This is a genomic window from Solemya velum gill symbiont, from assembly GCF_002020255.1.
In the GTDB taxonomy this organism is placed as follows: domain Bacteria; phylum Pseudomonadota; class Gammaproteobacteria; order Chromatiales; family Chromatiaceae.
The window spans coordinates 24,426-49,557 of sequence record NZ_MPQG01000016.1 but is presented as its reverse complement, the minus strand read 5'-3'; the positions used below and the strand labels follow the sequence as shown (position 1 = coordinate 49,557).

General features: G+C 52.7%; 24 protein-coding genes and 1 riboswitch. Of the genes, 8 read left to right on the top strand and 16 right to left on the bottom strand.

Annotated elements, in window-relative coordinates; translation table 11 throughout:
* Nucleotides 1-82: 82 nt before the first annotated feature.
* Together mltF and BOW06_RS10620 are read left to right on the top strand one after the other, a co-directional pair.
* Nucleotides 83-1,921, top strand: coding sequence for a membrane-bound lytic murein transglycosylase MltF (mltF, locus tag BOW06_RS10625; protein ID WP_078454570.1), 1,839 nt, complete (start codon nt 83-85; stop codon nt 1,919-1,921).
* A 203-nt stretch (nt 1,922-2,124) separates the two neighbouring features.
* Nucleotides 2,125-2,214, top strand: a riboswitch (cyclic di-GMP riboswitch).
* A 120-nt stretch (nt 2,215-2,334) separates the two neighbouring features.
* Nucleotides 2,335-3,381 (top strand): DUF4382 domain-containing protein, encoded by a 1,047-nt coding sequence (locus tag BOW06_RS10620; protein WP_078456547.1) that lies wholly within the window; start codon nt 2,335-2,337, stop codon nt 3,379-3,381.
* 245 nt (nt 3,382-3,626) lie between these two features.
* On the opposite strand, the gene BOW06_RS10615 is transcribed toward BOW06_RS10620, so the two are convergent.
* Genes BOW06_RS10615 through BOW06_RS10605 form a run of 3 tightly spaced genes read right to left on the bottom strand, consistent with a single transcriptional unit; the run spans nt 3,627 to nt 5,871 of the window.
* Entirely contained in the window at nt 3,627-4,574 is a 948-nt protein-coding gene (locus BOW06_RS10615) for an MBL fold metallo-hydrolase (protein ID WP_043117083.1), read from the bottom strand.
* Nucleotides 4,571-5,035 carry a tRNA adenosine(34) deaminase TadA gene (tadA, locus tag BOW06_RS10610; RefSeq protein ID WP_043117084.1) on the bottom strand — a complete coding sequence of 155 codons (465 nt, stop codon included), beginning with the start codon at nt 5,033-5,035 and terminating at the stop codon, nt 4,571-4,573. The genes BOW06_RS10615 and tadA overlap by 4 nt, the downstream gene beginning before the upstream one ends.
* Nucleotides 5,035-5,871, bottom strand: coding sequence for a PHP domain-containing protein (locus BOW06_RS10605; protein ID WP_043117085.1), 837 nt, complete (start codon nt 5,869-5,871; stop codon nt 5,035-5,037). Before BOW06_RS10605 ends, tadA begins: the two co-directional genes overlap by 1 nt.
* 47 nt (nt 5,872-5,918) lie before the next feature.
* Here BOW06_RS10605 and BOW06_RS10600 point away from each other — a divergent pair, with 47 nt between their 5' ends.
* From BOW06_RS10600 to BOW06_RS10585, 4 genes are read left to right on the top strand one after another with little or no spacing between them, the layout of a single operon-like run.
* Complete coding sequence (locus tag BOW06_RS10600) at nt 5,919-6,653, top strand: hypothetical protein (protein WP_052132154.1); 735 nt, start codon at nt 5,919-5,921, stop codon at nt 6,651-6,653.
* Nucleotides 6,654-6,672: 19 nt separating this feature from the next.
* A complete protein-coding gene (locus BOW06_RS10595; protein WP_043117087.1) occupies nt 6,673-7,218 on the top strand; it encodes a septation protein A in 546 nt (181 codons plus the stop codon).
* On the top strand, nt 7,218-7,514 hold the full coding sequence (locus BOW06_RS10590; protein WP_043117088.1) for a YciI family protein: 297 nt from the start codon (nt 7,218-7,220) through the stop codon (nt 7,512-7,514). The genes BOW06_RS10595 and BOW06_RS10590 overlap by 1 nt, the downstream gene beginning before the upstream one ends.
* Entirely contained in the window at nt 7,515-8,405 is an 891-nt protein-coding gene (locus tag BOW06_RS10585; RefSeq protein ID WP_078453012.1) for a peptidylprolyl isomerase, read from the top strand. It abuts the gene before it with no gap.
* A 133-nt stretch (nt 8,406-8,538) separates the two neighbouring features.
* On the opposite strand, the gene glmM is transcribed toward BOW06_RS10585, so the two are convergent.
* The 4 genes from glmM to rlmE all read right to left on the bottom strand — a co-directional run bounded on the left by glmM (nt 8,539) and on the right by rlmE (nt 13,422).
* Nucleotides 8,539-9,897, bottom strand: coding sequence for a phosphoglucosamine mutase (gene glmM / locus BOW06_RS10580; RefSeq protein WP_043117830.1), 1,359 nt, complete (start codon nt 9,895-9,897; stop codon nt 8,539-8,541).
* A gap of 19 nt (nt 9,898-9,916) precedes the next feature.
* The gene (gene folP / locus BOW06_RS10575; protein ID WP_043117089.1) at nt 9,917-10,744 is read right to left on the bottom strand and encodes a dihydropteroate synthase; all 828 of its coding nucleotides are present in this window, start codon (nt 10,742-10,744) and stop codon (nt 9,917-9,919) included.
* Nucleotides 10,745-10,788: 44 nt separating this feature from the next.
* Nucleotides 10,789-12,732 carry an ATP-dependent zinc metalloprotease FtsH gene (ftsH, locus tag BOW06_RS10570; protein WP_179115137.1) on the bottom strand — a complete coding sequence of 648 codons (1,944 nt, stop codon included), beginning with the start codon at nt 12,730-12,732 and terminating at the stop codon, nt 10,789-10,791.
* A 69-nt stretch (nt 12,733-12,801) separates the two neighbouring features.
* Complete coding sequence (gene rlmE, locus BOW06_RS10565; RefSeq protein WP_043117092.1) at nt 12,802-13,422, bottom strand: 23S rRNA (uridine(2552)-2'-O)-methyltransferase RlmE; 621 nt, start codon at nt 13,420-13,422, stop codon at nt 12,802-12,804.
* Between the two features lie 108 nt (nt 13,423-13,530).
* On the opposite strand from rlmE, the gene yhbY reads away from it, so the two are divergent.
* On the top strand, nt 13,531-13,830 hold the full coding sequence (yhbY, locus tag BOW06_RS10560; protein ID WP_043117093.1) for a ribosome assembly RNA-binding protein YhbY: 300 nt from the start codon (nt 13,531-13,533) through the stop codon (nt 13,828-13,830).
* A 106-nt stretch (nt 13,831-13,936) separates the two neighbouring features.
* On the opposite strand, the gene secF is transcribed toward yhbY, so the two are convergent.
* From secF to BOW06_RS10525, 7 genes are all read right to left on the bottom strand, one after another.
* On the bottom strand, nt 13,937-14,875 hold the full coding sequence (gene secF / locus BOW06_RS10555; RefSeq protein WP_043117094.1) for a protein translocase subunit SecF: 939 nt from the start codon (nt 14,873-14,875) through the stop codon (nt 13,937-13,939).
* A gap of 10 nt (nt 14,876-14,885) precedes the next feature.
* The gene (gene secD, locus BOW06_RS10550) at nt 14,886-16,733 is read right to left on the bottom strand and encodes a protein translocase subunit SecD (RefSeq protein ID WP_043117095.1); all 1,848 of its coding nucleotides are present in this window, start codon (nt 16,731-16,733) and stop codon (nt 14,886-14,888) included.
* Nucleotides 16,734-16,799: 66 nt separating this feature from the next.
* Nucleotides 16,800-17,132 carry a preprotein translocase subunit YajC gene (gene yajC / locus BOW06_RS10545; RefSeq protein ID WP_043117096.1) on the bottom strand — a complete coding sequence of 111 codons (333 nt, stop codon included), beginning with the start codon at nt 17,130-17,132 and terminating at the stop codon, nt 16,800-16,802.
* Between the two features lie 122 nt (nt 17,133-17,254).
* A complete protein-coding gene (pgsA, locus tag BOW06_RS10540; RefSeq protein WP_043117097.1) occupies nt 17,255-17,809 on the bottom strand; it encodes a CDP-diacylglycerol--glycerol-3-phosphate 3-phosphatidyltransferase in 555 nt (184 codons plus the stop codon).
* Nucleotides 17,810-17,816: 7 nt separating this feature from the next.
* Nucleotides 17,817-19,637 (bottom strand): excinuclease ABC subunit UvrC, encoded by a 1,821-nt coding sequence (gene uvrC, locus BOW06_RS10535; RefSeq protein WP_078454567.1) that lies wholly within the window; start codon nt 19,635-19,637, stop codon nt 17,817-17,819.
* 13 nt (nt 19,638-19,650) lie between these two features.
* Complete coding sequence (locus BOW06_RS10530) at nt 19,651-20,286, bottom strand: uracil-DNA glycosylase (protein WP_043117101.1); 636 nt, start codon at nt 20,284-20,286, stop codon at nt 19,651-19,653.
* The gene (locus BOW06_RS10525) at nt 20,283-20,918 is read right to left on the bottom strand and encodes a response regulator (RefSeq protein WP_043117102.1); all 636 of its coding nucleotides are present in this window, start codon (nt 20,916-20,918) and stop codon (nt 20,283-20,285) included. Before BOW06_RS10525 ends, BOW06_RS10530 begins: the two co-directional genes overlap by 4 nt.
* A 133-nt stretch (nt 20,919-21,051) precedes the next feature.
* On the opposite strand from BOW06_RS10525, the gene BOW06_RS10520 reads away from it, so the two are divergent.
* Nucleotides 21,052-21,507 (top strand): RDD family protein, encoded by a 456-nt coding sequence (locus BOW06_RS10520; protein ID WP_043117103.1) that lies wholly within the window; start codon nt 21,052-21,054, stop codon nt 21,505-21,507.
* On the opposite strand, the gene BOW06_RS10515 is transcribed toward BOW06_RS10520, so the two are convergent.
* Entirely contained in the window at nt 21,493-23,709 is a 2,217-nt protein-coding gene (locus tag BOW06_RS10515; protein ID WP_043117104.1) for a RelA/SpoT family protein, read from the bottom strand. The genes BOW06_RS10520 and BOW06_RS10515 overlap by 15 nt on opposite strands.
* A gap of 3 nt (nt 23,710-23,712) precedes the next feature.
* Nucleotides 23,713-24,951 (bottom strand): DUF1015 domain-containing protein, encoded by a 1,239-nt coding sequence (locus tag BOW06_RS10510; protein WP_078454566.1) that lies wholly within the window; start codon nt 24,949-24,951, stop codon nt 23,713-23,715.
* Between the last annotated feature and the right edge of the window lie 181 nt (nt 24,952-25,132).

Genomic DNA, 25,132 nt, shown 5'->3' with positions numbered 1-25,132 from the left:
TAAATCCAGTTTGAGCTATCAAACACCCCCCTCTCCTCTGATATGATCAGCACGGGGAAAGAAAAACTCGTACAGATGGAATATGCGTAAAAAACTCAGGCAATTTGACAATCCAAAATGGTTGCAAACCGATGTAAGGCCGCACTTCATCAAGGCCCTGAAACTGGTGCATACCCTGGTTAATATCCTATTCAAGGCGGACAAGCCGACTATCCGGCAGATACGCCTCGCTCCCCTGTTTCTGCTTGCTGCACTCTTTCCTGCCTTGTTGCTTGCCTGGCTGCACTGGAGTGGCTTTGCCCAACCTCTGTCGACCCTCGGCGAAATAAAAGAGCGCGGAAAACTGGTGGTCGCAACCCGATACGGCCCAACCACCTATTTCAATGGTCCCGACGGCCCGGCCGGTTTCGAATATGACCTGATCAGTGATTTCGCAGAATCACTCGGCGTCGAGGCGGAATTTGTCATTCCGGAAAATCTCGAAAATACGCTCACACTGGTCAATAAAGAAGAGGCCAACCTTGTGGCTACGGGCATCCCCTACTCACCTGATGATGCAAATAAGTACAATCTTGGCCCGGGTTACCTGGAGGTTTCCCGCCTGATCGTCTCCTTTGAGAAGAAAAAGAAAATCAAGGAGCTCAACAAGATCACCAAGGGCGTGCTCAATGTCACATCTGATACCAGCCACGAGGCTCACCTCGATCAACTCAAAAAGTCAGGCGAACTGAAACTGCCGTGGAAAACTTCAGATGAACTCGACAGTGAACGTCTGCTTTACCTGGTTAACGAGGAAGTGATCGACTACACCATTGTCGATTCGAACGAGTATGCCTATTTCAAACGCTACTTTCAGAACCTGAAAAAGGTATATGAACTGAGCAAACCTCAGCCGATCGCCTGGGCAATGAAAAAGAGCCGCGACCAGTCACTCCTGAAAGCGGTAGACAAGTACTTCAATCGCATCAAGAAGAACGGGCAACTGGAGATGCTTGTGCAGCGCTATTACCAGCACATTGACAAGCTCAAGAAACTCGACACAGACACCTTCTGGAAACGGGTCGAAACCCGCCTGCCGGAATTTGACAAAATGTTCAAAGATACAGCCGAGGAGTACGAACTCGACTGGCGCCTGCTTGCTGCTGTCGGCTACCAGGAGTCACACTGGAATCCAAAGGCGGTCTCACCGACCGGTGTCAAAGGCCTGATGATGCTGACCAATGCAACAGCAAAGCAAGTCAAGATCAGGGATAGAACAAATCCGGCGCAGAGTATTACAGGCGCCGCACGTTACATTCTCTGGCTGATGGAACAGCTGCCGGAGTCACTCAACGAGGAAGATAAAGTCTGGTTCACCCTCGCCGCCTACAACGTCGGCCTCGGACACCTGCTGGATGCACGCGTACTGACCCAGCGTGACAAGGCAAATCCCGACCGCTGGCTCGATGTGCGCGAGCGCCTGCCGCTGCTCGGACGTGCAAAATGGTACAAGACTGTTAAATATGGTTACGCACGCGGACGCGAACCTGTCACCTATGTCGACAACATCCGCAACTTCTATGACCTGTTGGTATGGAAAAGCAACTCGACCGCAGGCGAAGAAGTAGAGGCGCAAGAGCAGAAAGGTGAAGCCCCTGCAGAAGCTGTAGCGGAAGAGAAGCCAGCTGCAAAGGCAAAGCCTAAAGCACAAGAGAAACCAGTCCCAAAGACCAAGGACAAGCCAAAAGAGAAGCCAGCAGTAAAAGCCAAGACTGAAGAGAAACCTGCGCCAAAAGCTGAAACACAAGAGAAAACGGAACCAAAGGCTGAAGAGAAAACAGAACCAGAGGTAGAAAAACCGGAGGAAAAAACTGACAAGAAACCGGAGCAGGTATCTAAAATACAACTGCCAGCGATACTCGTTCCTGAACTACAATTCTAATCTCTCAGTTGTCTTGCCGACCTTGAGTCGGTATCCATGAGTACGGGTACAGTTCAGGATGAGTGGATGATGAACGTTGCTAAGTTAATGTGTCCGTCGGGACGAAGGAGCTTCAGTCTGCCTCGATTGATGCCCTCAGTTTATTTTTTTAAGAACACTTTTTCACATGTTTGACTAAATCGCATCTATTCTGTAGATTAAACCACGCTCAAAGGCAAACCTCTTGAAAGAGAGGGACGCAAAGCCACCGGCCTGACTGACACTCACGTGTTAAAGGTAGCGGGGTTGCACACATTGTCAGCATGATCATGCTGGCCTCTATAGTAGTGCCTCCCCTCAATTGTTCAGTCAGTAATAGATGATTAGATATGCGAGGAAAACCCTGTAATAAAAAAACAGAACATAAGTCGATCATGAGAAATGGTCTTAAAGTGACATTACTGATGGTATTTACTGCACTGACCGCTTCTTGCGGTGGCGGCGGTGGTGGAGGTGGCGGTACAGCAACTCCAACAGGGTTAACGCTCAGAATAACTGACGCTCCAGTTGATGATCTGTGCGAGGTACACGTCAAGTTCACTGAAGTGATTCTTGAACCGGCTGATGGCGGCACATCTGGCAAGGTGTGTTATGTACCGACAGGTACGGTACCGTCATTTCCGGCTTGCCTTAATTCTAATGAAGCCACAGTGATTGAGACAGCTGCCTTACCACAGCAGATTGAACTTACATCCCTCGATCAAGGAAGCAGTGTTGCGCTTCTCGATCAAGAAACACTGCCACCTGGTGAGTACAGCCAGATAAAACTGCTTATCTCTGAGGATGCGGATACCTTTGTCATCAGAAATACCGCGCCAAGCTGTGAAGTGCAACACGGTGAAAACCTGCGTATCCCAAGTAGCCTGCAGACGGGCCTGAAGCTCAACGTTGACTTTACACTGGCAGCAAACAGTCTTGTCGATTTCACGATCGATTTTGATCTCGGGAAATCCATCAAATATTTTAAAAATAGTGATTCATACCAGATGAATCCGACAGCAACGATTATCGATACCTTGATAGCCGACACGCAGTTTGATGGAACAGTGACAGACTCGCAAACAACACCGGAAACACCGATAGATCCGGCAACGTGCAAAGTCTATGTCTATCAAGGCAGCCCTGCCCAACCTGACGACAACTGCGTCATTAGCGAAGACTCGCTTGACCCAACTGCATGTGACCTCATCGGTGACCAGCCATACAAGTCAGCGGATCTGATTGGCAGTGTGTCACCATATAACTTTACTACAGGTTATATGGAGGATGGAGATTACACAGTTTTACTCGCCTGCGGGGAGGACAACACTGATTTAGATGATGATCTGACCTTCATCAATCCAAGCGTTTCCATAAATCCCATCACAGCCGCACCGGGTTTAAATACGGTAGATTTCGTTATTGTGGATCCCACGCCTTGATGTGTAGGCCTATCTAATCATCTGTGGGCGGAGGATGACAATTGTGTAGGCAAGGGTACGGAATTGTAGAGGGTAGTCTGTGCTATAAGGATGGTGGTGATGGATTCTATCGCCCCGGGATGGGGCTCCTACAATGGAGTATCTGGCTCTTTCAATGCACTGTTCAGGATGGACCCCGGGTCAAGCCCGGGGTGACGGAAGAATGAAGGGCCAGGGGTGTCGAAATATAAGCCACCGGGGTGGGTTTACTCTTCGAGCAGCTCCTTTTCTAACGACAGGTAGACACCATAGGCATTGATCCTGTTGGCGCTGCTGAATGCCGGCAGGTGGTCAAATTCCGACCAGTCGACGCTGTCATAGACTTCCGCGAACTCCATGAACTCCTCGACACCTTCGCCCATCTTCTGGCGCAGGTAGGCGAGATAGGAACGAGTACCTGAAATTGCCTGCTTCGGATCGGTTGCAGCAGGGCCGTGTCCCGGAATCAGGGCTTCAAGCCCTTCTGTCTCCATCGCCTCGAGCTTCTCAAGCCATGACTTGGTGTCTGCGTTTCCGACAAATGGAACCCGGCCTTCGAAAATAATATCGCCTGAATAGAGCACCTTGTCCTGTTTAACCAACAGCGCCAGGTCTCCATCCGAGTGTGCCTTACCGAGGTATACGATTTCAAAATCGATGCCGCCAAGAGTGAAACTGCTATTATCTGTTACTGTGCTATCCGGCGACACCAGGTTGGTCTCATCATTCACCCAAGGAAAAAGGGAAACTCGACGTTCGTCGAGCCGATTTCTGCCGACATCCGAATCGATATATTCAAACGCCTCACCCGGGGAAACAATTTCTGCTCCTGCTTCCTTGAAAACCTGCAGGCCATATACATGATCTGCATGATAGTGGCTGACAACCACCTTGACGATTGGCTTGTCGGTCAGCTTGCGAATCTCTCCCAGCATGGCATTGGCCAGTGCCGGAGTTCCCAACGAGTCAAAAACCACAACGCCTTCATCTGTAATGACAAAACCGGCATTGGATATAAAGCCTTCAAATTGTGTTGCCGTACCGGCATTGCCGGGCACATACCAGCAGTGCTCCGATACCTGTTCCGCTTTCACGTCAACTGACAGTGGCTCATACTCCTCGGCAACGGCAACTGCCGGCAACAGCAAGAACAGGGAAAGAAGGCCTTTAATCATGTTTTTTTCTCCATCCGCCGGCGGCGGAAAAATTGACTCAGTTGGTGGCTGCACTCGTCGGCCATGATACCGTCGGTGATCTCCACCCTGTGATTAAACCTGTCGTCACTCGGCAACAGGTCGAAAACGCTTCCGGCTGCCCCACCCTTGGGATCGGAAGCTCCATAGATGACCCGCCTGATACGTGCGTGCACAATGGCACCTGCACACATGGGACAGGGCTCGAGAGTAACATAGAGATCGGCATCTGTAAGACGGTAGTTGCCGAGCCTGCTGCTGGCATCGCGCATCGCCACGATCTCTGCGTGCGCTGTCGGATCAGAGGTTGAAATCGGGCGATTGTAACCCTCGCCGATGATCTCTTCATTGAGTACCACCACGGCGCCGACGGGCACCTCACCCTCACCCTCTGCCTCGCCTGCAAGTTCGATCGCCCTGCGCATAAACCGGTTCTCTTCCATTACGCCTCCAGCAGTTCCCAGACAGGCTTACAGCCGACGGGAAGTGGCATCAGGCGGCCCAACTCAACCCACTGGTTCTCAGGGGTGTGAAAATCGGAACCGGTAGATGCATGAAGATCGAAATCTTTAGCATGTCTTGCCATGGTGTAGCACTCATCCTTGCTGTGACTTCCAGAAACCACTTCGATGGCTTCCCCACCCAACTCCTGGAACTCACCAATCAGCCTGCGCAGTTTTGTGCGTGTCATTCCGTAACGGGCCGGGTGCGCGATCACCGCATGCCCGCCGGCATCATAAATCCAGCCCAGTGCTTCTTCCAGCGTGGCCCACTCACCACTGACATGACCCGGCCTGCCCCTGACAAGAAAACGTTTAAAACAGTCGCGCATGTCTCTTGCTTCACCCGCGCCTACCAGGAAGCGTGCAAAGTGTGTGCGACTGACAAGGCGGCCGTTGGAGAGAGCAACAGCACCCTCATGCGCACCGGAAATACCGTGCTTTTCAAGTCGACGGCCAATCTCGGCTGCTCGCCAGTGTCTGTATTCGACAAGTTTCTGCAAACCGGTTCCGAGGCCCTGATTGGCAGGATCGATGCCGAGGGCAACAATATGCACGGTCTGTCCGTTCCAGGTCACTGAAATCTCGGCGCCGGTAACAATGCGGATATCATGCTCCAGCGCAGCCTGCCGGGCCTCCTCGAGACCTTCGAGCGTATCGTGATCAGTCAACGCTAGCACATGTACCCCCATATCTGCTGCACGCGCAACCAGGCGAGACGGCGTCAGGGTTCCGTCCGAAGCGGTTGAATGGGAATGGAAGTCGTATTTGATCTGCATCTTTATTATTATACGTATTCGTACCAAGTAAATTCTGCAAAGAGATTATGGTTCAACGCCTGTCACCGGAACCCACACTGTTATTCGAGCATTTCTATGCACTTGCCGACAAGGTTCTGGCTGCGTGGGATGAAGAGGCATCTGTTGGCGAGGATACCAATCCACGCCTCATTACCCTTGCGGTGCAGGATTTGCAGGAAGCAATCGGCTCCTTGCATGGTCAGTATGAGGTCAATCCTCCCGAAGAGGAAGTGACACGCTGCACTGATTACGCTGTACAACTCTTCAGCGAAATGTCTCACCTGGCTGCAAAAGCAGAACTAGATGAAGAGGCGATCGAGATCGAGAATATCTGCTTCCCTTTCGCGCTCTGGGGCGTGCGCCACGGCGCTGAACTGATTACCATTGAGCCTGTAGTTAACGCCATCGCACGGCTTGCCAACAGCCGTCAGCAGCCGGGCTTCCTGGAAGAACTCTACCGCGAGGTCAGCGAAGTGATGCGTGCCACCTCGATCCAGCTAACACAGGAAGTCACACTATTAAACCTTGCAAATCCATGGCGGATTCTTCTGCTGAATCGCGCTATCATAGCGACTCGAAGCCACCAGGTCGCCTTGATGAATGATGCCTTTTCGGCAATTGTTGAATACCTGCCTGACGAGGCATCCGAATTTTTCAGGGAAGGGATGGAACAGATGGACCAGAGTAACTATCCGGAACATGTTCGCGAACAGATCGCCACCTGGTATCAACGTTATTCCAGCAAACCGACCCTGCATTAACTCAATTTGAATTAAAGCTATGAAACTCCTGTTTGAATTATTACCCGTACTGCTGTTCTTTATCGCCTACAAAATTTCCGGCATCTATGTTGCAACCGGAGTTGCGATTGCCACCGCAGTCATCCAGATTGCCATTGCTGCACTGCGCGGCAAAAGCATCACCAACATGCAGTGGATTACAGTTGTCCTGCTGATCCTGTTTGGCGGCATGACCATCATTTTCCAGGACCCAACCTTTATCAAGTGGAAGCCAACCATCGTCAACTGGCTCTTTGCTGCAGTATTTTTTGCAGCACCGCTTGTCAGCAGCAAATCGTTCCCACAACGCATGATGGAGAGCAGCGTCACTCTGCAGCAGGATCAGTGGAAAACACTCAATATATCATGGGTGCTTTTCTTCGTCGCCAGTGGCATGATCAACATCCTTGTCGCCTACAATTTCAGCGAGGCGACCTGGGTCAACTTTAAACTCTTCGGTCTGATGGGCATAACCTTCCTGTTCGTACTCGCTCAAGGAGTCTACATCAGCCGAATTGCTCAACCTATCGAAGAAGAGAAGAGCTGATGTATTACGTAATTATTGGTCAAGACTGCGAAAACTCAACTGACAAACGTCTCTCAGTGAGGCCACAACACCTCGAACGCCTTGAAAAACTGCGTGACGAGGGCCGTTTGCTGACTGCTGGACCCAATCCTGCAATCGACAGCGAAGATCCGGGCAGTGCAGGTTTCAGCGGTAGTGTTATTATTGCCGAATTTGATTCACTTGAAGGCGCACAGGAGTGGGCGGATGCCGACCCATACAGAGGCGCCGGTGTCTACACACAAGTGACCGTCAAACCCTACAAACGTGTATTCTGAATGAAAATGGAAATAAAGATGAAAATGAGAATGGAACTTAAAAAGATTGCACTTGCTGCCATGCTGGCAAGCCCTGCAGCACTTGTTGCACAAACCGAAGCGCCGGAGCATGACATTGATATCGACATGGAGCTCAACAAGCCCGTGATGACTGTCAATGGTGAAAGCATGACTGTTGGACATCTGCTCGCCTACCGCATGACCCGCCAGGGAATGCCGCTACCACCAGATCCGATGCAGGCACAGGATGTGTTGGTCAACGAACTCTTCAGCAGCATGCTTCTGGCACAGGAGGCCGAAAAATTGGGCCTCGATAAAGAGACCCAGGTCATTGCCAGGATTGAGGTTGCGCGCCAGCAGACCCTTCGCCAGGCTGCCCTTGATGAGCTCATCAGGAAGCATGAAGTATCAGAGGAAGATCTCAAAGTAGCCTATGATGAGCAGCATGGTGCAACCGAGAAAAATGAATACAAAACCCGTCATATCCTGGTGGAAGAAGAAGAGGCTGCAAAGCAAATCATCAAGGATCTTGACAACGGCAAGGACTTCGCTGAACTCGCAATTTCAAAATCGACCGGCCCAAGTGGCCCGAATGGCGGCGACCTCGGCTGGGTAGAGACTGCTCGTGTCGTCAAGCCATTTGGTGATGCACTCACCAAGATGGAACAAGGCAAGCATTCTTCAGCACCGGTCATGACCGAGTTTGGCTGGCACGTCATCCTGTTGGAAGAGAAGAAAACCACCAAGATTGAACCCCCTGCCCTCGAAAGCGTGAGAGTTGAACTCACCGAAGCGCTGAAGATTGAGGCTGTGCGCAAGTATCTTGAAAACTTGCAGAACACTGCCGAACTCTCATTTCCCGAGGGAAGTGGAGTGCAAGACTCCAAGTAGGTTTTCAATCGTCATACCGGCCTTGAGCCGGTATCCATGAGTGCGTGCACTGTTCCGGATGAACCCCGGGTCAAGCCCGGGGTGACGAACTAATGGGATCCGGTATGATGAAATATTGGGGTCTGAGGGTGATTCATATGCCATCCTGCCTCTGACTCATCGCACTCCTGATGTCATCGGCAATGCTATTGGCCAGTCGTTCAACCTGCGCTCCATCAGTCCCTTCAACCATGACGCGCAACAGCGGCTCTGTACCCGAGGGACGCAACAGAACCCGGCCATTCTCAGCGAGCTCTTTCTCTGCAGCAGCGACTGATGATGTGACTGAATCGAGTTCCATCAGTTCATCTGCACGCTGGCTGCCGAGATCGATATTGACCAGCAGCTGCGGACACTTCTCCACAGCCTGGGTCAGTTCATCAAGCCGCTTGCCGCGCAATTGCATCTCGGCTAGCACCTGCAGCGCGGCAACAGTACCGTCACCGGTAGTCGACACGTCCCGACAAATGATATGGCCTGACGGTTCGCCGCCGAGACACCAGTCGTTTGCCAGCAACTGCTGCACGATATAGCGATCACCGACATTGGTTCGCTGCAGACCAATGTCCTGCTTCCTAAGTGCCAGTTCGAGGCCAAGGTTGGTCATCAGGGTACCGACAACAGGACCATGCAACCTGCCCTGCTGCTGTCGTGAGATGGCAATGATGTAGAGTATGTCGTCGCCATCAACCAGTTCACCCTTGTGGTTCACCATGATGAGACGGTCACCATCACCATCAAGTGCAACACCGGCATCTGCCTGCTGCGCTACAACCTCATCCTGCAGTGCCTGTGGCTCTGTTGAGCCAACGCCTGCATTAATGTTCAAACCGTCTGGCTGGTTACCGATCGCGATCACTTCAGCACCAAGCTCACGCAGAACATCCGGTGTTATGTGATAGGTCGCACCGTTGGAGCAGTCCACGACAACCTTCATGCCTTGCAGGGTCAATCCCTGTGGCAGAGTGCTTTTGCAAAATTCAATGTAACGCCCGGATGCATCATCAATACGCGTTGCCTTGCCAAGCTTTTCAGATGGAACGCTCTGCAGTGGTTCGTCAATTTGTGCCTCAATCTCAAGCTCAACCTCATCCGGCAGCTTGTTACCATCGGCAGAAAAGAACTTGAAGCCGTTGTCATAGTAGGGATTGTGCGAGGCGCTGATCACGATTCCCGCCCTGGCGCGGAAAGTTCTGGTCAGGTATGCGATGCCCGGAGTCGGCATGGGACCGGTCAGCAAGGTATCAACACCTGCAGCAGTGAGACCTGCTTCGAGTGCCGATTCGAACATGTAGCCAGAGATGCGCGTATCCTTGCCTATAAGAACTGCGCCTCCATCCTTGCCCAGTACACGACCTGCCGCCCAACCCAGTTTGAGAGCAAACTCGGGATTAATCCGGTCAGAGCCTACACGTCCACGGATTCCATCCGTACCAAAATATTTTCTTTTCATCTGTTTATTGTAATCAGGTTTAATCAAGAACCGCAGTGACAATTTTGACTGCGTCGACTGTCTCGGCAACATCGTGTACGCGCAACAGACGCGCACCTTTCATTGCAGCAATCACGGCGGCGGCAACACTGCCATGCAGACGCTGGTCAGCAGGTCTGTCACCCAGCAGGGTTCCAATCATACTTTTGCGCGATATGCCTGCCAGCAGCGGGTATCCGAGGCTGCAAAGCTGGTCGAGTTGCTGCAGCAGGGTGAGATTGTGTTCAAGAGTTTTTCCGAAACCGAAGCCGGGGTCAATCACGATCTGCGTTGCGGATATACCCGCAGCTTCGCATGCATGGGCGCGCGCTAGAAGGAAATCTGAAACGTCAGCAACGACATCTTCATAGTGAGGTGCCTGCTGCATGGTGCGTGGCTCACCCTGCATATGCATCAGGCAGACCGGCACGCCCAGATCAGCAGCCGTCTCCACAGCACCCTCGGCACGCAGCGCATTGACGTCATTAACAAAGGATGCGCCTGCGGCAACTGCCTCTTTCATCACTACCGCTTTACTTGTGTCGATAGAAACAGGTGTATCCAGACGCTGTGAGACAGCTTCTATGACAGGCAGTACCCGGTCGAGTTCCTGCTGTTGGGTAACGGCCTTGGCACCGGGTCGCGTCGACTCACCACCGATATCAATAATGGCTGCACCGGCAGAGACCATTTGCTCCGCCTGCAACAGCGCTTTATCCAGTTGAGTAAAAGCACCGCCATCAGAGAAGGAGTCGGGAGTAACGTTGAGAATACCCATGACCTGCGGGGATGACAGGTCAATGACATGATTGAGACAGTTGAGTTGCATCAAATAAAAACGGGCTGCCGGTTCAGGACCGGCAGCCCGGACTGTTAGTGCTGGCTTGCAGGATCGCCAATGGTGCCGTCATCTTTTTTGGCACCTTTTTCATCGCTGACGTCTTCATCCTTGCTGGCAGCCGATTGCCCCGAACCTGATTGATCATCATCGGGTTCTGTCCAACCCTCGGGCGGACGCGGAGTCTTGCCCGACATGATGTCTTCAATCTGCTTCTTGTCGATGGTCTCGTACTTCATCAGGGCATCAGACATCGCATGCAGCTTGTCAGTATTTTCCTTAAGAATGGTCTCGGCGCGATCATAGTTACGGTCGATAAATGCACGGATCTCTTCATCGATCGCATGCGCGGTATCATCCGAAACATTCTTGTGCGTGGTTACCGAACGACCAAGAAAAACCTCTCCCTCCTCCTCACCGTAGGCAAGCGGGCCAAGGCGCTCAGAGAGACCCCAGCGGGTGACCATATTGCGAGCAAGGTCTGTCGCGCGTTCGATATCATTCGAAGCACCAGTGGTCACACTCTGAGGACCGAAGATCATCTCTTCAGCAATACGTCCGCCAAACAGGCTGGAGATCTGGCTTTCGAGATACTCCTTGCTGTGGCTGTACTTGTCCTCGTCAGGCAGGAACATGGTCACGCCCAGGGCACGGCCGCGTGGCACGATGCTCACCTTGTAGACCGGATCATGCTTCGGCACGTTGAGACCAACGATGGCATGACCTGCCTCGTGGTAGGCCGTCAGGCGGCGCTCATCTTCGTTCATTACCATGGAACGGCGCTCGGCGCCCATCATGATCTTGTCCTTCGCCTTCTCCATGTCATCCATGTCGACGCTGTGCTTGTTGAAACGCGCAGCAAAGAGAGCGGCCTCGTTGACGAGGTTCTCGAGATCGGCGCCGGAGAAACCGGGGGTACCGCGAGCAATTATGCCCGCATTAACATCGTCACCGGCAGGCACCTTGCGCAGGTGCACCTTGAGAATCTGTTCACGGCCACGGATATCGGGCATTGGAACCACCACCTGGCGGTCGAAACGGCCCGGACGCAGCAGTGCAGGGTCGAGTACATCAGGACGGTTGGTCGCAGCGATGACGATAACGCCCTCGTTACCTTCGAAACCATCCATCTCTACCAGCAGCTGGTTGAGTGTCTGTTCGCGTTCATCGTGTCCGCCGCCGAGGCCAGCGCCACGATGGCGACCGACAGCATCGATCTCATCGATAAAGATAATGCATGGCGCGTGTTTCTTGGCCTGTTCAAACATGTCACGAACACGCGAGGCACCGACACCGACAAACATCTCGACAAAGTCGGAACCTGAAATTGTAAAGAAAGGAACCTTGGCTTCACCGGCAATAGCACGTGCGAGCAGGGTTTTACCTGTACCGGGTGCACCGACCATCAGCACGCCCTTGGGAATCTTGCCGCCCAGTTTCTGGAACTTGGATGGATCACGCAGGAAGTCGACCATCTCGACAACCTCTTCCTTGGCTTCGTCGGCACCAGCTACGTCAGCAAAGGTGACCTTGATCTGGTCCTCGTTGAGCATGCGGGCTTTGCTTTTTCCGAACGACATAGCGCCCTTGCCGGCACCACCGCCCTGCATCTGGCGCATGAAGAAAATCCAGATACCGATAAGAATGAAGAGTGGCAGCAGGTTAAGCAGCAACTGTTCCCACATGGATGGCGGATCGAGTGCTTCGGCACTGAACTCGACATTATTCTTCAGCAGGTCGCTGATGAGTCCATCGTCACCCGGGCTGTCAGTATGAAAGCGCTGGCCATCATGCAGAACACCGTCGATAGAACGGCCATAAGCATCCATCTTGACAGATTTGACCTTGTCGTCGTTGACCCAGGTGATAAAGTCGGAATAGCTCACATCGCCGGAAGAACCGGGCGACTGGGTGAAGCTGTTAAAAACCGACATCAGCACTACTGCGATGACGACCCAAAGTATCAGGTTTTTTGCCATATCACTCAATGTTTAATTCCTCGTTCCGGTTCCAATTCCGGACATTTTCGATCCTGCATAAGTACAAGATTATACCTTTAATCCGCGCGCGACTACGTAAACTTCGCGACTTTTCGCACGTGATGCTTGTGGTTTTCTGGTTACCACGCGTTGGAAATTGCTACGCAACTCCCTGTAAAACTCGTCAAATCCCTCTCCCTGAAACACTTTTGCGATAAAATCGCCGCCAGGCTTGAGGTTATTGCACGCAAAATCGAGCGCCAGTTCGCACAGATACATCGAGCGCGGCTGATCAATTACGGCCATCCCTGTAATATTGGGGGCGATGTCGGAAATTACAATATCAACCTGGCGACCACCGAGTGCCTCAACAAGCGCATCGTGTGGCTTCTTTTCGGTAAAGTCACCCTCGATGACAGTCACGCCGGGAAGTGCATCCATGGGCAGAATATCAAGAGCGAAAACCAGGCCTTCATCGCCGACCAGTTTTGCAGCGACCTGGCTCCAGCCACCTGGGGCCGCACCGAGATCAACCACCACCATACCGGGTTTGATCAGACGGTCTTTTTCCAATATTTCCAACAACTTGTAAGCCGCACGTGAACGATAACCTTCACGTTGTGCCTGCTTTACATAGTGATCGTTGACATGGCGCTGCATCCAGCGCCCGCTGCTTTTTGACCTAGCCAATTCTTCTATCTACCTGGATAATAATTGCTGATTTCTCAGCCAGTTGGGGTAGAATGCGCTGCCTGATCCTTTAATGCAAGGCAATTGCCCCCTTCACACGAGTCCAATATGACCATTTCAGCCTCCCAGAAACGTCACTTGCGCAGCCTGGCGCACCACCTGAAGCCCGTTGTCACAGTCGGCCAGCACGGCCTCAGTGAAAATGTTTTCAACGAACTTGAGATTGCTCTCGACTTCCATGAGTTGGTTAAGGTGAAAATCAGCGGTGCGGACCGTGAAGACAAGAAGGCGATGATTGAGGAGATCGGCGAAACCTGCGGTGCCGACCTGGTGCAGACCATTGGCCATGTTGCCGTCTTCTTTCGCCGCAATGCCAAAAAGCCAAAAGTTGCACTGCCAAAAGCATAAGAGCTGAACACTCCGGCGCATCCACCGCCTCTACATCCTTCCGTGCAATATTTCCTGTCAACCCCGGATCAAGCCCGGGGTGACGGAATGAATACCTGTATTGTACTCAGGGCATATCGTCGATCTTTGCACCCTCTTTCTTGACCGGCATCAGGTCTTCCTTGTTGATACCCAGCATCAGTACGGCAACACTCGCTACGAAGATGGATGAGTAAGTACCGACGATCACGCCAACCAGGAGCGCGAATGCAAAGCCGTGGATAATCTCACCACCAAGGAAGAAGAGTGCCAGCAGCACCAACATGGTTGTCAGCGATGTGACAAGCGTACGCGAGAGCGTCTGGTTCAGCGACGTATCAATAATCTGCTGCGGTGACCCCTTGCGCATCTTGCGGAAGTTTTCACGAATACGGTCGTAGACAACAATGGTATCGTTTAACGAGTAACCGATTACAGCGAGAAGCGCTGCCAAAACCGGCAGATCGAATTCCATCTGCAGAAGCGAGAACAGCCCGATGGTAATCACCACGTCATGCACCAGTGCTATCAAGGCACCAATAGAGAAGCGCCATTCAAAACGCAGCATGACGTAAATAGAGATAGCGATCAGCGTGTAGAGCATTGCCAGGCCGCCATCTTCTGTCAGTTCATCACCCACTTGCGGGCCGACGAATTCGACACGGCGAAGCTCGAGTTCAGCTCCGGATTCCGTGTTGAGTGTCTTGAAAACATCATTGGAGAGCGTCTTGTCTGATACGCCGACACGCGGCGCCAGGCGAACCAGGATATCGCGCGGTGTACCAAACTGCTGCACGATGGCATCACCATAACCGGCCCCTTCGAGATGGCCACGCACTTCACTGAGCTCAACCGCCTCCGGATAACCCACCTCGACGAGTGTACCGCCAGTGAAATCGATACCGAAATTAATACCACGCACAATCAACAGGATAATCGCAGAGACCAACAGGAAACCGGACACCACCATGGCGATCTGGCGCTTGTCCATAAAATTGATCTGCGGCTGTTTTTTAAACAAATTCATCAGTCAGCCCTCAGATTGAAAGTTTGGTGACACGCTTGCCGCCGTAGATCAGGTTGACCACGGAGCGTGTACCGATAATGGCGGTAAACATGGATGTCAGGATACCGATGAAGAGTGTCACGGCAAAACCCTTGACAGGGCCGTTACCGAAGCTGAACAGCAGTACCGCGGCAATCAGGGTTGTGATGTTGGCATCAACGATGGTTGAAAATGCCTTCTCGTAACCTGCATGGATGCTTGCCTGTGGCGTGCTTCCCGCCCTGATCTCCTCTCGGATACGCTCGAAAATCAGTACGTTTGCATCAACCGCCATACCAACGGTCAAGACGATACCGGCAATACCCGGCAGTGTCAGGGTCGCCTGCAGCAGAGATAACACGGCAACAATCATCACCAGGTTAAACATCAGTGCTACGTTAGCCAGCAGGCCAAAGAGACGGTAGTAGATACCCATAAAGATCATGACGAGGATAAGACCGATGACAACTGACCTGAAACCCTGGTCGATATTGTCCTGACCAAGGCTTGGACCAACTGTGCGCTCCTCGACGATATCGATAGGCGCTGCAAGTGCACCGGCACGCAGCAGCAGTGCCGTATTACGCGCTTCCTCTGTGCTGTCGAGACCTGTTGTCTGAAAACGGCGACCAAAAGGCTCGCGGATATTGGCAACGCTGATCACTTCCTCAACCTTGCGCTTGATCGGCTTGCCTTCAGCATCGCGTCCCTCGATACGGTTCTCGATAAAGACAACCGCCATTGGCTGACCGACATTATCGGTGGTCACCTTGCGCATGCGCTTGGCGCCCTTGCCGTCAAGGTTAACAAAAACTGCGGGAGTACCGTTCTGCTGGTCAAGACCTGAGGATGCGTCGGTAATATTGTCACCCGTAACAATCACGCTACGCTTGAGAAGAATGGGCTGTCCGTTGCGCTCGTAGTAAAGCTTTGAGCCAACAGGTATACGGCCCTCAAGTGCATCTGCAACACTGTGCTTGGTATCTGCAAGACGATACTCGAGGGTTGCTGTTGCACCCAGAATATCCTTGACTCGACCCGGATCCTGAACGCCGGGCAATTGAACAACAATGCGGCGATCGCCCTGCTGCTGAATCACGGGCTCGGAAACACCCAGCGCGTTAACACGATTCCGCAGCGTGGTGATGTTCTGCTCCAGAGCAAACTTGCTGATGGCGCGACGATCTGCTTCTGTCAGATTAACAGTCAGTGTGAAGTTTGCACCATCGTCATCGGTGAATAACTTGAGCTGACGAAATTCATTGCCGACCTTGAGCTCGGCCTGGTCACGCTGTTCCTCATCCTTAAAGCGGATCAGGACGCCATTTTCACCTGCCTTGACGGAGGTGTAACGGAGTTTGGCCTCGCGTAACAGGGTACGGATATCGCCTTCATAACCTTCCAGCGCTTTCTCGATAGCCGAGTCCATATCGACATCGATGAGGACATGGATACCGCCGCGAAGATCGAGGCCGAGATTCATCGGTTCTGCGCCGAGTGACGACAACCATCCGGGAACATCCGCAGCGAGGTTAAGCGCTACATTATATTCACTCGCAAGTACTGACTCGAGGCGCTCCTTGGCCTTGAGTTGATCCTCGTTACTGTTGAAACGCATCAAAGCACGATCTTCAAGCAAGTCTGTGCGCTTGATCGTAACTCCGTCGCCTTCAATCAGTGATGTGAATTGTGTCAGTGATCCTTGTGTAATCTCACTCTTGCCGGATGAAGAGATCTCGATCGAGGGATCTTGCCCAAACAGGTTGGGCAATGCGTAGAGGGCAGCGAAAATTATCGCCGCCACGACCAGCATATTCTTCCATAATGGATAGTGGTTCATGGCCTACAGCTCGTCAGGTAATCAGTCGGTAATAAAATAGAGCCCGCTGACTGCGGGCTCCGGGACTCACATCTCTTTCAACGAGCCCTTTGGCAGAACAGCCTCAACCGCTGCACGGCGGAACTTGAGGACGATGCCTTCAGCTACTTCAACATCGATAGCCACGTCAGTGAGATCGGTAATCTTACCCATCATGCCAGCCTGCAGCTGGACCTCATCACCTTTCTGCAACTCATCGACCAGTTTTTTGTGCTCTTTGGCACGCTTCATCTGTGGACGAATCAGGAAGAAGTAGAATATAACAACCAGGCCAAGTGGAAAAATCAGGCCTTGCCATCCGGGTGCATCAGCGGCAGCGGCAGGCGCCTGTGCCAGGGCTTCAGAAATAAAAAAACTCATTGGTATCTCTCAGAATTTTCAAATAAAACGGTAGAGTCAGGGCTTGTTTTGAATTATTCGGCCCTGAATCAGCTTCAACAGCGGGCGATTATGACACAAGCGCGGCGATTGGTCATCATTAGTCACTGCTTCAGGATCGGCCACGCAGCGCGCAAGTAAGCGATCATTGACCAAATAGTCAGTACCGCGGCGATGTAAAGCAGTACCAGGCCAAGCTGGTAAATGGGCAATCCGAACAGGTCCGACTGCCACAGCATCAGGGAGATGGCGATCATCTGAGCCGCGGTCTTGAATTTACCAATCATGCTGACAGCCACGGTGGTGCGCCCACCCAGCTCAGCCATCCATTCGCGCAGTGCGGAGATGGTAATTTCACGCCCGACTATAACGACTGCTGCAACTGTCACCCCGACTCTCGGATCTGCGGAAACCAGCAGCACCAGTGCCGCAGCAACCATCAGCTTGTCGGCCACCGGGTCGAGAAATGCACCGAACTTGGAAGTCTGCTCCAGTTGCCTGGCAAGATAGCCATCAAACCAGTCTGTAAGGGCTGCGACAATGAAAATGATTGCCGCTGCCAGGCGAGCCCATGGCTGCTCCTGGAAAAAGACGAATACCAGAACCGGTATCAACAGGATACGTAACAGGGTAAGAATGTTTGGTAGATTCCATTGCATGGTTGGATCAGTCGCCGTGTAGATAGTCGTAAATTCGTTTTGCCAGTGCAGTACTGATTCCCTTGACTGCCTCAATATCCTCAACACCGGCCCGTTCCAGTTCCTGCAAGCCTCCGAAATGACGTAGCAGGTCACGTCTGCGCCCGGCACCTATTCCCTCGATACCCTCGAGGACCGACTGCTGACGCGCTTTTGCACGACGCTGGCGGTGACCGGCAATTGCAAATCGATGCGCTTCATCACGAATTTGCTGCAGCAGGTGCAGGGCTGGCGAGGCTGAATTCAGTATAAGGGGTCTCTCTGTGCCGAACAAGAAGAGCTGCTCCATACCCGGTTTCCGGTCTGGCCCCTTGGCGATACCGAGTAGCTGTACATCGCCAACACCAAGACTTACGAGCTGCTCATGCACGCGGCTGATCTGCCCCTTGCCACCATCGATTACCAGCAGGTCGGGCATCTTGATCTCGCCTTTCCTGATACGCAGAAAACGGCGCTCGATTGCCTCGGCCATGGCTGCATAATCATCGCCAATGTCCGTCGTCCTGATATTGAAACGGCGGTACTCGGAAGTGAGCGGGCCCTGCTGATCGAACACCACGCAGGAGGCAACGGTTTTCTCACCCGAGGTATGCGAAATGTCGTAGCACTCCATGCGTTCGGGAATCTCCTCCAGGCCAAGTGCATCCTGCAGTGCCTCGTAGCGTTCACGGACGCCGAGGCGATCTGCAATGCGCGCAGCAAGTGCTGTTTTGGCATTCTCCTGCGCCAGCCGCATCCAGCGCAGACGCTCACCACGCACACGAGACTGGATTTTCACCTTGCGATCCGCCTGTTGTGAAAAGACCTCGGCCAACAGTTCAGCATCTTCGGGTTCAACCGAGACCAGTAACGAGGATGGTACCGGCCGGTCGATATAGTGGCGTGCCAGAAAGGCTGAAACAACCTGCTCAAGCGGAACCTCGGCCGAAGCACGCGGGAAATAGCTGCGATTGCCCAAGTTGCGGCCGCCACGAATACTGAACACCTGGATACAGACCTTTCCGGCCTCGCTTGCTGCCGCGATGATATCGAGATCACCCTTTTCACCGCTGACATACTGACGCTCCTGGATTTTGCGCAGGCTGATAACCCTGTCGCGAAAAGCGGCAGCTGTTTCATAGTCGAGCTGCTTTGCTGCTACATCCATCTGCTCTGTCAGGTCATCGATAACCTCAGACGCCCTGCCCTCCAAAAACCTGACCGTGTTATCAACATCTGCCTGGTAATCTTTTTTAGTGATCAGGCCGACACATGGCGCAGTACAACGCTTGATCTGGTGCTGCAGGCAGGCACGCGTACGATTGCGATAGTAACTCTCGTCACACTGACGCACCGGGAACACCTTCTGCAGCAGGCTCAGGGTTTCACGTACCGCGCCGCTGCTGGGGTATGGACCGAAGTATCGCCCCTTTGCAGCACGTGTGCCACGATGAAAAGAGAGGCGTGGAAACTCATCTGCCGAGAGATAGATATATGGATAGCTCTTGTCGTCACGCAGCAGAATGTTGTAACGCGGCTTGAGAGACTTGATGAGATTGTTTTCGAGGATCAGCGCCTCGGCCTCGGTATTGGTTACCGTGGTCTCGATTGAGGCGATCTGCGCCACCATCAACTGAATACGACGACTATTAGCGCGCGTAAAATAGCTAGAAACCCTGCGCTTGAGATTTTTTGCCTTGCCAACGTATAGCAGGTCACCATTCGCATCCAGCATACGGTAGACACCCGGACGAGAAGTAAGACGTGCAAGAAAAGCCCGATGATCGAAGGCGCTGCTCTCTTCACTCATGCTGCACCCTCCCCTAGTGACCTAGCAGTTCCTTCGCAGTATGGAACACATCTTCAAACATCTCTGTTGTCAGGCGTTTTGTCTGAGTGTTGTAGCGACTGCAGTGATACGAATCAAGCAGGTGCTTTCCTGCACCCAGTTCATGGCTGGCTGCATGTGCAAACGGGAACTCTTTCTGCTTCTTGCCCAAGGCACGAATCACGGCCTTGTGCGCAATGGTGCCAAGCGCGATGACAACCCCGTCTGCAGGTAAATTGGCAAGTTCAAGGGCGAGAAAATCATTGCAGTTATTCACCTCGGCACCGACCGGTTTGTTCTGTGGTGGCAGGCATCGCACTGCGTTGGTAATACGACAGTTGAGTAACTGCAGGCCATCATCTGCAGAGAGGCTCTCTGCTGCAGTAGAGAAGCCATATTTATACAGGGTCTGGTAAAGAAGTTCGCCCGCATAATCACCGGTAAAGGGACGCCCGGTGGCATTGGCACCGTGCATACCGGGTGCCAGTCCAACGATCAGCAAACCGGCATCGGGCTCACCAAATGAAGGGACAGGTCGGCAAAAATAGTCGGGGTTATCTTTTTTAACCTCGTCGAGAAAATTTGCCAGGCGTTCGCACTTGCGGCAGGCAGCCGCATCTGGTGTGATCATTTCACCTCGATCAGGTGATGACGCAGGGCGTAATGCGCCATTTCGACATCATTCTTCACGCCCAGTTTTTCGTAGAGTCGCTGCTTGTAGGTACTGACGGTTTTTTCGCTAATATTCATCTCTTCAGCAATATCCTTATTGCGTGAACCACGGGTCGCCAACAGTAACACCTGCATTTCGCGTGGAGAAATTGTGTCCAGCAGGGAATCACCACCATCGATTTTACTCAATGCCAGGCGCTGGGCGATTTCAGTCGAGATATAGGGCAGTCCTGCACTGGCATTTCTGACCGCCGCACACAGTTCATCGATGGTACAGCGCTTGGAGAGAAAACCAATTGCACCGGCATCACGCGCCTGCAAAGGAAAGGGATCTGTTTCAACCGATGAGAGAATCACGACATTGCAGGTGTCGTATATGCGTTGCAACTTGCGGGTCGCCTCGATACCATCGAGCACAGGCATCTGGATATCCATCAGTACCACGTCCGGTTCAAGTTCCCCGTACACACGCACACCCTCTTCGCCATTTTCTGCCTGGCCAACTACCTCAATATCGGATGCCTGGGAAAGCAACTGGCTGAAACCGTTGCGAACCAGTTGATGGTCGTCTACGACGAGGACGCGTATCATATATGGTTATCCAACCTGAATTTGTTAATGTTTAGCTTATTAATGTTTCTCTGGCCGAACCAACAGGCAACCAGTGAACTCTTTATAGTTATCTGGTTCACAGTGTAAGCGATAAACGGGATTTATCAAAACCATGACAGCTACAAATCACATGCATCCGGGCCTCCCGAGAGTACTCGCTGCTTTCGGGTATGACCTTGTACTATTGTTTGGACTATTACTTCTTGCAACAACCCTTGTGACCTTCCCTGCGCAACTGATATTCGGCATTGATGTTATTGGCGATCATGCGACTGCAAAGTTCATCTTATGGGCTATTTGGTGCCTTGTCATTTTCGGCTTCTATCTCTGGTTCTGGACCCACGGCGGGCAGACTCTCGGTATGCGTGCATGGCGTATCCGCGTGGTCGACAAGGAGAAACCTGAAGAAGGTATCAATTATGTAAAGGCCAGCTTACGACTCCTGATCGGCATTCTGTTTTTTGGTATCAGCAGCATCTGGATGCTGTTCAATCGCGAACGCGAGAGCCTGCATGACAGGGTTGCGCACACCACTCTTCTGCTGTTGCCGAAATCAGGTAATTCGTGACACTTCCACGACATCCGGCAGCTGCGCCAGCTTATCGATAATCCGGCTAAGTTGCCCGACATTATCAATCTGCAGGGAGAAACGCATAATCGCTTTTTGATGCCTCCTGTCCGAGTGACTATTGATGCCGGTGACATCAATCTCCTCGTTGGAAAAGAGTGACGTCACATCACGCATCAGGCCCTTGCGATCGAGAGCAACCACCCGCACATCAACCTCGAATGCTGCATCCTCTCCTTCATCACCCCAGCGCACATCGACAAGACGTGCACGATCATCCTCTTTCATGTGGCGCACAACTGAACAGTCGCTACGGTGCACGGTAACCCCGCGTCCACGCGTGATGTACCCGATGATGGAATCCGAGGGTACCGGCTTGCAGCACTTGCCAAGATGCGTCATCAGGTCATCGATTCCATCGACGGTAATGTCTGCACTTGCACCGTGTGTTGATTTTCCACGTTGCTGACGTTTCTTAACTGTCTTTTTGGGTTTCTTCTCGCGTTCCTCTCGATGGCGCCAGCCAGCGATCTGTACGGGTGAAACGTCACCGCGTCCAATCGCAGCATAGAGATCATCCACCCCTTTCAGGTTAAATTCAGGAGCAATTTTTGCCAGCTCCGGACGTTCAAAACCGAGTCGCGTCAACTCTCGTTCAAGGCTCGCCTTACCCATCTCGACATGGCTGTCGAAATCCTGGTGCCGGTACCAGCTCTTGACGCGATTGCGCGCACGAGAGGTTTTGATATAGCCAAGGTGAGGACTCATCCAGTCACGTGACGGTCGCTCCTCCTTGTGAGTCAGAATATCGACAGTCTGGCCACTTTCAAGTGGCGTATTGAGAGGCACGATATGACCATCGATGCGTGCGCCACGGCAGCGATGGCCGACACTGGAGTGAATTGCGTAGGCAAAATCTACTGGAGTTGAGCCATTTGGCAACTCGATCACTTTGCCTTGCGGTGTCAGCACATAGACCTGGGTCTGTTCATAATCCTGGTGCACATCGCTGGCCAGAAGACTGCTCTCTTGTTCACTTTCGGGTTCGCGCTGCTCAAGCCACTGCCGCATCCAGCTGATGCGACGCTCGAGATCATCGCTGCTGCCTTTCTGTTCCTTGTAACGCCAGTGCGCGGCAACACCATGCTCGGCATGGGAGTGCATCTCATGCGTACGGATCTGGATCTCGAGTGGCTTCTCATCCGGGCCAACGACAACCGTGTGAATCGACTGGTAGAGGTTGGCCTTGGGGGTCGCGATATAGTCGTCAAACTCCCGCGGAATATGTTTCCAGATGCTGTGCACAATACCGAGTGCCGCATAACAGTCTGCAACGCTATCGACCAGTACTCGCACGGCTCGAACGTCGAAAATATGCTCGAAGCCCGACTGCTTGCGGTACATTTTCTTCCAGATACTGTAAAGATGCTTGGGACGCCCGCTGATGTCGGCACGAATGTCATTCTCGCTGAAAGCATCCTCCAGCATCGCGACTGCATGCTTGATGTAGGCGATGCGCTCATCGCGCCGCTCCTCAAGCTGCTTGGCAATCGAGCGGTATTGCTCAGGTTCAAGATATCTCAGCGACAGGTCCTCAAGCTCCCACTTGAGTTGCCACACGCCAAGGCGATTCGCCAGCGGCGCAAAGATATCCCGTGTATTACGGCTGAACTGGGACTGATAATTTTCATCGAGATGGGAGAGCCTGCGCATCAGGTGAACACGCTCGGCAAGCAAGATCAGAACCGCACGTACATCAGATGAGATACCCAGCAGCATACGACGCAGGTTCTCACTGTGCTCCTCGCCCTTCTCTTCACGGCCAGTGAGCACACCGGGAGAGAGCTGCTGGATCAGCAGAAGATCCTTGACCAGGCCTGCTACCATGGCACCAAAAATCGCTTCAATCTCTTCCTGTGTTTTCAGATCATTGCCGACAATACGATAGAGCAGCGCTGCGCTCACTGTCTCGTCATCCATCTCCAGCTGAACCAGAAGGTCAGCCACTTGCATGGCATAGAGTGAGAGCTGTTCACCGGTTCTGTCCTGGAGCTCTGCGAGCAGTTCGAAGCACAGCTCTACCGCATGAAGAAGCCCCTTGCGGGCTTTCTCATCTGTTGCCTTCGGCAAGCTGTCGCACCAGGCTTTTACTGCGGCCTGGTCCAGACGGTCATTCGGAAAACGTTTCGCCCTGCTGACCATGACTCAGTCGAGAACATGGCTGATCAAACCGTCAGCCAGTTTGGGCTCAAACCAGGTTGTTTTAGGCGGCATGATCTCGTCGGCGTCTGCAACTGCCATGAGCGCCTCCATGGTGGTCGCATAGAGAGAGAATGCAACCGCCATTTCTCCCGAATCAACGCGCGCTTCAAGACCTTCCATGCCGCGAATACCACCAACAAAATCGATGCGATTGTCACGGCGCTGATCAGTGATCCCGAGAATAGGATCGATCAGGTTGTCTCCCAGCAGGCTCACCTCGAGCCTGGCAACAGGATCCTGTGGGATTTTTTCAGGCGGCAGTGCGAGGTGATACCAGTTACCTGCAAGATACATACCGAACTCTGCCGGGCTGTGCGGCTTGACCGAATCGGCAGACTCATTAACGACGAAATTCTGTGCGACGGCATCGAGGAAGGCGCTTTCATCAAGCCCATTGAGGTCACGGATGACCCGGTTGTAATCGAGAATCTGCACCTGGTCGTGAGGAAACAGTACCGAAAGGAAATAGTCATGGCTTGCTTCCGTGCCGGCAGCACCCTGTTCACGGCGGCTGTGTGCAACACGACTTGCCGCTGCGGAACGGTGATGCCCGTCGGCAACATAGACAGCATCCATTGCATCAAATGCACCGGTCAGTTTCTCAATCGCTGCAGTATCGCTAATTACCCACAAACTGTGCTGCACGCCATCGGCCGCAGTCACATCAACATCCGGAGTCGTCTTACTGGTCTCCAGCAAAATGGTATCGACAACCGTGTCAGCACGATAAGAGAGAAACACCGGACCGGTTTGTGCGTTCAAGGCTTCGATCTGGCGCACCCTGTCATCCTCTTTCTGCGGCCGGGTCAGCTCATGCTTCCTGACACGATTAATGTCATACGCATCTACAGAGGCAACAGCAACCAGTCCTGTCTGTACATGCTCGCCCATCACCAGGCGATAGGCGTAGTAACAAGCTGTGTCGTCACGCTTGAGAATCGATTCTGCGATCATGTGATCGAGATTCTCGCGTGCCTTGCTATAGACTTCAGGTGCATAGGGATCAGTGCCCTGCGGCAGGTCGATCTCCGGACGTGAGATATGCAGAAAGCTCCATGGACGGCCCTCTGCCATGGCTCTCGCCTCGTCGGCATTCATCACATCATAGGGCGGCGCAACGACATCATCAGCACGTCCCTCAACGGGGCTCAAGGCACGAAATGGCAGTATCAGTGAAGGCATTCAACAGGTCTCCGAAAAAAATAATCTCCCGATTGTTCCAGAAGTCGGGACATTTGCACAATTTGAATCTGTTATGACGATATTCTCTCTGTAGCCTGAACCCGGCAGTAATTTCGTCATCCCGGACACCATTTTCGCCATCCCGGGCGCCAATTTCGCCATCCCGGGCCTGATCCGGGGT